Annotated in this window: 9 protein-coding genes; 8 read left to right on the forward strand and 1 reads right to left on the reverse strand. The window is 50.3% G+C overall.

Going from position 1 to position 10,361, the window contains the following annotated elements:
- Positions 1-2,401: hypothetical protein (locus VIM87_RS19830; protein WP_331998681.1), on the reverse strand; the 2,401-nt coding region annotated here is incomplete at its 3' end.
- 374 nt (positions 2,402-2,775) lie between these two features.
- Between VIM87_RS19830 and VIM87_RS19835 the strand changes: the two genes are divergently transcribed.
- The 8 genes from VIM87_RS19835 to VIM87_RS19870 all read left to right on the forward strand — a co-directional run.
- Positions 2,776-3,582 (forward strand): SDR family oxidoreductase, encoded by an 807-nt coding sequence (locus VIM87_RS19835; protein ID WP_331998682.1) that lies wholly within the window; start codon positions 2,776-2,778, stop codon positions 3,580-3,582.
- A gap of 67 nt (positions 3,583-3,649) precedes the next feature.
- Positions 3,650-4,003, forward strand: a complete 354-nt coding sequence (locus tag VIM87_RS19840; protein ID WP_331998683.1) for a DoxX family protein — start codon at positions 3,650-3,652, stop codon at positions 4,001-4,003.
- A 13-nt stretch (positions 4,004-4,016) separates the two neighbouring features.
- Positions 4,017-4,925, forward strand: coding sequence for a helix-turn-helix transcriptional regulator (locus tag VIM87_RS19845; RefSeq protein WP_331998684.1), 909 nt, complete (start codon positions 4,017-4,019; stop codon positions 4,923-4,925).
- 68 nt (positions 4,926-4,993) lie between these two features.
- Entirely contained in the window at positions 4,994-5,857 is an 864-nt protein-coding gene (locus VIM87_RS19850) for a helix-turn-helix domain-containing protein (protein ID WP_331998685.1), read from the forward strand.
- 66 nt (positions 5,858-5,923) lie between these two features.
- A complete protein-coding gene (locus tag VIM87_RS19855) occupies positions 5,924-6,751 on the forward strand; it encodes an NAD(P)-dependent oxidoreductase (RefSeq protein ID WP_331998686.1) in 828 nt (275 codons plus the stop codon).
- A gap of 262 nt (positions 6,752-7,013) precedes the next feature.
- Complete coding sequence (locus VIM87_RS19860; RefSeq protein WP_331998687.1) at positions 7,014-7,586, forward strand: RNA polymerase sigma-70 factor; 573 nt, start codon at positions 7,014-7,016, stop codon at positions 7,584-7,586.
- Between the two features lie 63 nt (positions 7,587-7,649).
- On the forward strand, positions 7,650-8,801 hold the full coding sequence (locus VIM87_RS19865; RefSeq protein WP_331998688.1) for a FecR family protein: 1,152 nt from the start codon (positions 7,650-7,652) through the stop codon (positions 8,799-8,801).
- A 147-nt stretch (positions 8,802-8,948) separates the two neighbouring features.
- On the forward strand, positions 8,949-10,361 hold a 1,413-nt coding region (locus tag VIM87_RS19870; RefSeq protein WP_331998689.1), incomplete at its 3' end, for a SusC/RagA family TonB-linked outer membrane protein.

A 10,361-nucleotide genomic window follows, 5' to 3' on the forward strand; every position in this document is an offset into this window, starting at 1 on the left:
CGCCGCTGTTCGTATAGGTGGCCACGTAGTTGCCGGCCTGGCCGGACTGCACATTTGAAATGTACACTTCCCGCGTAGCAGCGCTGAAGTTATTGGGGCCGCTCCAGCTCCAGGAGCCGCCTTGCGTAGGTTGAGGGCCGAACTGCACACTGCCGCCTGCAGCTAAAGAAGCATTAGCCGTTTGCTGCCAGCTGCCGTTATTTACATTTACATATGGTGTAATAGAAGTAGGGGTACAGGAACCCGGAGTTCCAAAAACGATACCTCTGCCGGCTGTACTCATATATACTCTCCCGAAAACATTCATATCTCCCTGCACAAATTGCCCGTTACCCGGGCCGCCATATTCATGCGCATCGTCATTTACACGCACCCAGGAAGCGCCCTGGTCTGTTGAGCGGTAAAGGCCTCTTACATTATTGACGGTGGCCCAAATGAAGAGGGTAGGATAATTTGCCCCGGAAGCAGCTACACCAAAACCAACAGCCGCGCAATTGCTGACACCATTGATGGTTGAAAATGATTGTCCCGAATTAGTTGAACGTGCCAGCCCTCCGCCATTCAAAGCTATCCATACATGTCCTTCTCTTCCAGGCGCCAGGCGGATTATTTTTGAGCCGCCGCTGGCCACTGAACCGGCCTGGGAAAATGAAGCGCCGCCATTGGTGCTCACCAGTACTGCTCCATTTCCGGGATTGTAGGCATAGAATTTATTGGAATTAGCCGGATCGCCAACCGGCCGTGCTTCCGTAAAGCTTAAACCGCTTACCGTTGCCCAGGAAGATCCGTTATTAGTGGACCGGTAGGTGGTAGTAGATTCCTTCGGCGAATGCAAAACAGTATTGCCGTTAGCGGATAAGGCCACCTGTCCCTGGCTGCCGTTCATGCTGTTCTGGGTCCAGGTTACGCCCATATCATTGGAATAATACATGTTGTTGCCCACCCGCACAATTTTGTTTGTGTTTTGAGCCGCTACTGCCAGCCCGGTGGTAGTGCCCATTTGTGGATTGTGAATGGGTGCGTATTGATCAACATTGGTGTGTCTGAATCCATCGTAGTCGCCGATAACAGAGATCACCGGGCCATTGGGAATGCTTTCCAGGCCAAGCGGCACGGTTTCTTCAAGGCCTTTTACTGCAAAGCGCCAGGTGCCGCTGCTGCTGATGTTGTCATTTACAAAAATGCCATTGCCCGAAGTAACCCAAACCTTTTCCGTATTAAAGGGATCAAATTCTATGGAGCCGGCCCAATGGATGGCATGCCCGCTAACCCAGGTGATGCCGTCGGGGTTCATGGTAAATCCACGGTTTACCACATCCACCCAGCTGGCGCCGCCGTTCGTGCTCAGGAACATCCGGTCGCCCCAGGAGCCGTTCTGGTTCATATAGGTGTTGATGGTAGATGCCACCAGCTTGTTGGGATCATTGGGTGCAACACAGATCCCGCCGAATGCACGGTTGTAGCCGGAAGGCGTAACGTTTGTCCATGCGCCGCTGGAAAGGGTGTACTTCCAGATCTGTCCATTATCCATGGGCTCCGGTAGCGACCAATGCCCGCTTGGTCCGGCGCCGTTGCCATAGGTGATAAATAAGTTCCCATTGCTTGCCAGCGTGGCCCGGTGCGGCATAAAGGTGGTAGTAGCGCCGGAAACGGCTGAAAAGGATTGCCCTCCATTATCACTGCGGTACAGGTTCGTGCTTCCGCTGCGGGATACGCCTACAATGATCCTTTGGGTAACACCGCCGGAAACGCTGCTGCCGTCTAATATCACGAAGCTGATCCCGTTCTCATTAGGGGTAGTGGTTACATCCAGTGAGCTTAGCCTGCTCCAGGTTACGCCGGCATCGGTGCTTCTGAATAATCCATTCCACCGCGTGCCGCAGTATAGAATGTTGCTGTTGTTAGGATCCACCACCAGCTTTTCACCGCTTTGCCGGCCCATACCATTGCCGTGGGCCTTGAACTGGTTGGTAACCTCTGTAATGCTAAAGGTATTGCCATAGTCGGATGACCGCAGAATGGCTGTTTTGCCACCGTTGAAATAAGAGATCCCTACCAGCATGTACACCCTGCTGGGCAGTTTGGGATCTATGGCAATAGACTCAACGCCCAGGAAACCAACTTCATTGTCTGACGCCCAATCCAGCAGGGGCGCCCAGGTTGAGGTGGATGCATTCCAGCGGTAGGCGCCCCCCACATCTGTACGGGCATAAACCAGGTTTTGCTCGGTTTTACTTGGGATTATTGCAGAAACAAATCCGCCGCCGCCAATGGGCAGATTTTTCCAGGTATAGCCGTTTTGAGCCTTCGCTTCATAGCCCTGCAACGCAATAAGAACAGGAAGTGACCAGAGAACGGCAAGCGGCTTTTGCCTGAGCTGCGGGCGCAATCTGGCAGACATACAACATCCGGAAACAAAAGGCCGTAGAACACACTGTTTAAATAGTGTAAGTAATGCAGTTTTCATACAGGTTGATGGTTTAGGTAAATCAATAATTGTAAGTGGTTTAAATAAATGCAGCGGCGGAGAAAAATCCTGACAACATGGCATTATGCAGGAATAGCCACGGGAAGCTTCGCGGCAGCAAAAGTGTTTTCATAACGGGAATTTTTCTCTTAACCGATACGGTAAAACTACTCAGCTATTCTTTGAAACAGGGGAGGCATATGTTGCATACAACGGTGGGAAATGTTTCAAATCCTTCCTTTTTACTACATCATTGCGACTTTTGGATACATCCGCCAACGTTAGGCAGCTGACCTTTGTATCAAAATATGATCAATATGGATTTAAAGAACAGCACCGTCCTCATCACGGGCGGAACCAGCGGAATAGGCTTAGAGCTGGTGAAACAACTTACGGAACAGGGGGCAACAATTATTGTTACCGGGCGTAAAGCACAGGCGCTTAGCGACACAAAAAAGCGTTTCCCCAATGTGCACACCTTTCAAAGCGACGTAAGGGACCCGGAGCAAATAAGGCAGCTTTACAAAGATGTTACCCGGCAGTTCCCCGACCTGAACATCCTGGTCAACAATGCCGGTGAAATGCGGCTGATCGATATGCAGGATCCCACGGAAAGCCTGGAGAACATTACCCGGGAAATCGACATCAACCTTTCAGGCGCCATCCAAATGGCGCACCAGTTTTTGCCCCACCTGGTTAAAAAGCAGTCTGCCGCCATTGTAAATGTTTCTTCTGCTATCGCCTTTATGGCCTACTCCTCTGCACCGGTGTACAGCGCTTCCAAAGCCGGGTTTCACGCATTTACCCAGGCTTTGCGCCTGCAGTTAAAAGGTTCCGGCGTAAGGGTAATGGAGCTGATCCCGCCGGGCGTGCATACCAACCTGCAGGATGGCTGGGTGCTGCAGCCCAATCCCCGCCTGTTGATGGAGGTGGATAAGCTGGTAAAGGTGGCCGTAAAAGGACTGCTGAACGATACGCAGGAGATCAAGCCAGCATTTGTGAAGGTCCTGAAATTCCTGAGCCGCATTATACCCGGTGCATTAATGAACTACGGGCACAAGGAATTCGATAAATTCAAACAGCTGAATAACAGTTCAAAAATGCTGTACCAATGAAAAGCACAAATTTGGCAGTCATTATACCGCAGTGCGGTTATATTATGAACACTTATAGATCAAACAAATGATAAAGAACATTATTTCCCTGTTGCTGTTGGTTATTTCCGTATCGTTAAGCTTTAAGCATGGCTGGGATACGTTTACCTACAAAAGCAACCCTGAAGCGGTAAAAACAATGGCGGGCCTGGGCATCAGCGAAGCGGCCATACCCATCCTGGGGGTGCTGACCATTGCCATTGGCGTGCTGCTGCTGTTCCCCGGAACATTTTTCCATGGCAACCTGCTGAACGCCGTGTCAATTGTGCTGATAATGGCATTGGCATCGCGGGCGCACAACTATAGAATGGTGTTGATAGAGATCCCGTTCCTAGCCATGCCGTTAATCATGATCTGGCTGAAATATCCTTTTAAAAATTAAGCTAACTTGCAATATGGCAAATACAAGGCCTTACAGAATTGGATCTATATCAGAAATACACCGCTTAATGGGGCTTCCAAAGCCCCATCATCCCCTGATCAGCATTATTGACCTGGAAGGCCTGCGGAACGATACGGGTATTGATGCTGTTATGTTCGACCTGTATGTGATCTCAATGAAAAGAGGCTGCAACGGCTTGCTTTACGGCCAGCAGAAATACGATTTTGATGAAGGCCTGATGGCTTTTCTTTCCCCGGGACAGATCTTACGTGGTGAGGAAACCGGTGTGCCACATAACCTGCGGGGCTGGATGCTGTTCATACATCCCGATTTTTTGTGGAATACATCGCTCGCCGGAAAGATAAAGAAATACGAGTATTTCGGTTATTCCACCAATGAAGCCCTGTTCCTCTCTGAGAAGGAAGAAACGGTGATCAATGACCTGATCAGGAACATTAAAGACGAGTATAATTCCAATATTGACAAATTCAGCCAGGATATCATTGTTTCAAACCTGGAAACAATGCTAAACTATGCCGAACGTTTTTATGAACGCCAGTTCATTACACGGAAAGTAACCAACCACAAGATCCTCAACCGCCTGGAAGAGGAGCTGACGGACTACTTTAATAATGATGAGCTGCTTTCAAAAGGATTACCCAGCGTGCAGTACATAGCGGGCAAGCTGAATATCTCATCCAAATATTTAAGCAGCCTGCTCAAACAGCTCACAGGGCAAACCACGCAGCAGGTCATTCATGAAAAGCTGATCGGCAAGGCAAAGGAAAAATTGTCCACCACGGAGCTGTCGGTAAGTGAAATAGCCTACCAGCTGGGTTTTGAACACCCGCAGTCGTTCAATAAGTTATTTAAAAGTAAAACAAACCAAAGCCCTTTGGATTTCCGGCAATCGTTCAATTAGGCTGCTGCACTGAAATAATTTGGGGCCTGGAAAAATGTATAGTTTTACAGACCTGAATACGAATGAATATGAGCAAGCAGAGTAAACATGCGCTGCCGGCAGATTTCAGCCAGCATAGTGAGCTGTCCATCCGGTTAGTCTCACCGGGTTTTGGACACCTGCCCGAAGAAGCAGCCCGGAATTATACGGCCAATAACCGCCCGCCATATTACTTTTTCCTGTTTATTTTCGATGGTGCAGGCCAGTATGGCCTCGATACGGAAAAGCTCAACCTGGGAAGGCATGAGCTCTTATTCGCCGTTCCCAATCAGCTGCGCGAATATCCGGCAGCCCTGCATGGCAAAGATTATTATAAGCTGGGTTTTGATGATGAATGCCTTTCCCGCCTGCCGGGAAAATTTCCCTTCCTGCTGGATCCCCTGAACCAACAGAAGATCAGCTTTTTGCCCGCCGCTGCAAACCGGCTGCGGGCCGGCTTTGAAATGTTATTGGACCTGTTGCGTACCGCTGACAGCGATCCGGAGCTGATCCTGGCTTACTTAAACAGCCTGCTTACGGAGATTAATACCGCTTATTTTATATCGCACAAAAAGCCCGCAGCCGACCGGCTTCAGAAATTCATTGGTTTTAAGTTATTTGTCGAAAACAATCTTACCAGCCAGCCTGCCATCACCGACATTGCAGCGGAGCTGGCCCTTAGCACAGATGGCTTGTATCGCATTGTTAAAGAGTATGCAGGCGTTTCGCCTAAAGAGTTTATAACCGGCCGCCTGATCACGGAAGCCAGGCGCCGTATCTGTCAAGGGCAGGATGCCTCTGTAAAGGAATTAGCCTATGAGCTGGGCTTTAATGACCCAAGTTATTTTTCCCGCCTGTTTAAGAAAGTTACCGGGAAAACAATAGCCGGCTTCTCTCAGGATTTGTCCTCATAAAAACGGTTTTTGTCCGGACCCCGCCGGCACATTCACCTGAAATTTGTCTATTCTAAATCTTAATTTATGAACAGACAATCTGGTAAAGTTTTGGTGACCGGCGCTACAGGCCTGGTGGGGGCGCGCCTTTTGCCCCGCCTTGTTAACGCAGGATTTGATTGTATTGCATTGGTACGCGGAAAAGAGGCGCCGGCCGGGGTAACGGCTGTACATGGCGACCTGTTTGATCCGGAACAGCTTCGGGAAGCGGTAACAGATGCAGCAGCCATCATTCATCTGGCAGCCGTATTCCGCTCGCCCGATACGGACCTCATTTGGAAAAGCAACCTGGAAGGAACGCGGAACCTCATCACGGCGGCAAAAGATAAGGCGCCCGGCGCCCGCTTCATTTTTGCAAGCACCAGCAATGTATATAATAATAACAACCCGCACCCCGGCCGGGAAGATGATGCGCTTAACCCGCAGCATGCCTATCCCGCCAGCAAAGTGGCAGCAGAAAATGAGCTGCGTGAAAGTGGGCTGAACTGGTGCATCTTAAGATTCCCGTTTGTGTATGGCGATGGCGATGGCCACCTGGAAGCATTACCACAACACGTAGCGGCCGCAAAATTTCATCCGGCCATGCGGATGAGCACCATCCATCACCGCGACATTTATACCGCTGTTATGATGGCTTTAGAAGGGAGGATGGATGGCCGTATTGTTAATATTTCGGATGAAGCGCCTACATCCCTCTTTGAGCTTTTGAACGTGGTGGGGCATACCATGGCATCCTCGTCCGAGCCCCTGGTAAACCCCTGGTATCTCCATGCAGATAGCTCGCTTGCACGCAGCCTGGGTTTTCAGCCATCTGTAAGGACCATTTACCAGGCAGTTCAGGAAAAGCTGCTCTGAGAAAGCTATCAGATTTTATTTGCAGCCGCCGCCCGCCGGGCGGCTTTTTTGTTTTTCGGTGTTGAGCATCAGCGCATCCCGGCATTGGCCGGGAAAATAACCTTCGCAGATTTTTATTTTTGTAATTTCAGCCGCTCTAAGCCGGGGGCAATAGCTTCATCATGAACAGGAACATGTTGCGCACCATTTAAGCAAACCGAAAGCAGACTTATTCAGATTGTCAAACCAGGAGGTACATAGCTATAATGAACAGGATTTGCTCATGCGCGTAGCAGCGGGGGACACAGCTGCCTTTGACGCCCTGTTCCGCCTCCACTGGGATCACGTTTATTCCGTTGCCCTGCTGGCCTCCAGATCAGCTGATTTTGCCAAGGATGTGGCGCAGGAAGTTTTTCTGTGGGTATGGAAAGAACGGCAGCAAATGACTACGGTGCAGAATATACGCGCTTATTTATACCAGGCTACCCGGAATTTTATCCTCAGAAAGCTGAAACGCGCTACCATAGAAGAGAATTATAAAAGATCCCTGTCCCAGCCCCTCGGTTATATTACCCAAAGTGAAACAGGCCCGGAAACGAACGCCCGTCTGAAAGAGCTGCAGCAGCTCATAGAAACAGGGATAAGAAAGCTGCCCCCGCAACAGCAGCGCGCTTTCCGGCTTAGCCGGGAGCAAGGCCTGTCCCATGAAGCTATTGCCCGGGAAATGGGCTTAAGCGGGCATACTGTAAAGGATTATATTGTAAAGGCGCTGGCCTTTCTGCGAAAATACATCACCCAGCATGGGGATGTTTTATTGATATACCTGTTTGCCAGTTATGTAAAAAATTTTTTTTAACCCGGACACGTCCTTTCGCTTAAGCTGGGTTCCATTATAATAAGCCGGTAGTAAAATTGTACAATGCAACGAGCCGAACTAGAAAAATTATTTGACCAATACCTGGCAGAAACTATAACGCCTGCGGACCTGCAGCAGTTATGGAAAACGCTGGAGCAGCCGGAGCATGCCGCCGCCTGGGAAGCATTCATTGAACAGCTTTGCAGCCGTGAAAGCCTGCATGGGCTTAGCAATGAACAGGAGATGGAAAGTGCGCTTGCTGCAATAAAGCAGCAAATGGCTCCCCCCCGTATCCGTTACCTGCGCCGCTGGAGCTGGGCCGCCGCTTCCATCATACTGCTGCTAACAGCCGGCATTTATTACTGGCAGCACCAGCCGCTTAAACAACAGCGTGCAGCCATCGTAAAACCGGCAGATGAAGTAGCGCAGGGCGCCAATACAGCCATCCTCACCCTGGCAGATGGGTCTAAGATCACGCTGGACAGCACCGCTAACCAGGTGATCCGGCAGGGAGCTACGGCTATACGCCAGCAAGGCGATAGCCTGCATTATGAGGCAAAAGAAAAAGGGTCGCTTATTGCTTATAACACGCTGGCTACTCCACGCGGAAGCCAGTTCCAGGTAACATTATCAGATGGTACAAAGGTATGGCTCAATGCCGCTTCATCGCTGCAGTTTCCCGTGGCTTTTTCCGGCGGGGAAAGGATCGTGAAGCTAACAGGGGAGGCCTATTTTGAAGTGGCCGGCAACCCGCAGCAGCCGTTTAAAGTGGTGACCGGCGGCATGGAAGTGCAGGTGCTGGGCACCCGGTTCAACATTTCAGCTTATGACGATGAAAGCACTGTGAAAACAACCCTGCTGCAGGGCGCCGTGAAGCTGGTATCGCCCGCCAGCCAGGTAGTGCTGCAGCCAGGGGAGCAGGGCCTGCTGCCATCACCGCTTGCCGATTTCCGTGTAAGAACGGTGAACCCGGAAGATGCGGTGGCCTGGAAGAACGGTTTTTTTGCCTTTGACAATGCCGGCATCCGGGAAGTGATGCAGCAAATTGCACGCTGGTATGATGTGGAGGTAGTATTTGAAGACAACAACATAAAACGAAATTTTGGAGGAACAGTGTCGCGGTACAAAGATGTAACAGCCGTGTTAAAACGGCTGGAGATGACCGGTGTTATACATTTTAAAATGGAAGGCCGTAAAATTATTGTTATGCCGTAAGCTATTGTAACTAATTCCGCATATGAAGTATTAATTCCACAACCACATAAATTAATCAACCAAATGGGTATGTTTTTTAATGCATGTTTATGCAAATGGGATTGCTATGTCCCTGATCGCCGCCGGCATGCAATTCCACGTAAGTTAATGCTGATCGTTTTTTGTTTGCTGCTGGGAGGCCTGGCCCGTGCACAACAGGTAAGCCTGCACGTAAATAATGCAGATCTGAAAGAAGTGTTCCGGCAGCTGCGGCAGCAAACCGGTTTTGATTTCCTGTATGAAAATGAAATGCTGAAAGAAGCAAGGCCGGTAAGCCTTGCTGTAACCAACCAGCCCCTGAAACAGGTGTTGGAACAGTGTTTCAGGGATCAGCCCCTGACCTATGAGGTGCTGGAGCATTCCGTTGTTGTAAAAAGAAAGCAGGCCGCCCCCGCGCCACCGCTTACGGCCGTAAATGGTATTGTAACCGATGCAAAAGGGCAGCCGCTGCCAGGTGTTACTGTAACCAGCAAAGTATCAAAAACAGGCACCACCTCGCTTTCTGATGGGCGCTACACCATCCGGCTGCGTGCAAATAATGATACGCTGGTATTTAGCTTCGTAAGCTATATCACGCAGGCCGTGCCGGTGAATAACCGCAGTGAGATCAACCTCACGATGCAGGAGCAGGTGATGGGCCTGAATGATGTGGTGGTAGTAGGTTACGGCGAGCAAAAAAGGATCACCACCATTGGTGCGCAAAGCACCATCCGCGCAGAAGAGCTGAAGCAGCCGGTGGCCAACCTCACCGACGTAATAGCCGGCCGTGTGGCCGGCGTAATAGGTGTGCAGCGCAGCGGGCAGCCCGGTTATGATAACGCGGAGATCTATATCCGCGGCATCTCCACCTTTACCAACAGTAAACCACTGGTGCTGGTAGACGGTATTGAGCGCGATTTTGCCAACGTGGACCCCGAGGATATCGCCAGCTTCAGCATCCTCAAAGATGCCTCTGCAACTGCGGTTTACGGGGTAAGAGGCGCCAACGGCGTTATACTGATCCAGACAAAAAAAGGAAAGGTGGGCAGGCCCCGGATCAATATGCAGTATGACCAGGGCATTACGCAGTTCACCAGCATACCAAAATTTGCAGATGGTGTTACCTATATGCAGATGGCCAATGAAGCATACAGGAACTCTAACCCTGCTGATCCGCTGCCCAAATATTCCGCGGAGCGGATCGCCCTTACCGCCAGCGGCAAGGATCCTGACCTCTATCCTAATGTAGACTGGTTTAAAACGCTGTTCAACAAATACGGGCAGAACCGGCGCGCCCGCGTAAATGCCAGCGGCGGTTCAGACAATGCACAGTATTATCTTTCCATAGGGTATTATGATGAAAATGGTATGTATAAGACAGACCAGCTGGCAAACTATAATTCCTCCATCAAATACACCCGCTACAATTTCACCGCCAACCTGAACCTGCAGCTGAGCAAAACAACAAAGGTGGACTTTGGCGCTTCCGGCTGGATCAGCAACGGCAATTTTCCCGGCAGCTCTGTAGACCAGATCTGGGGC

Source organism: Chitinophaga sp. (genome assembly GCF_036569125.1).
GTDB lineage: Bacteria > Bacteroidota > Bacteroidia > Chitinophagales > Chitinophagaceae > Chitinophaga.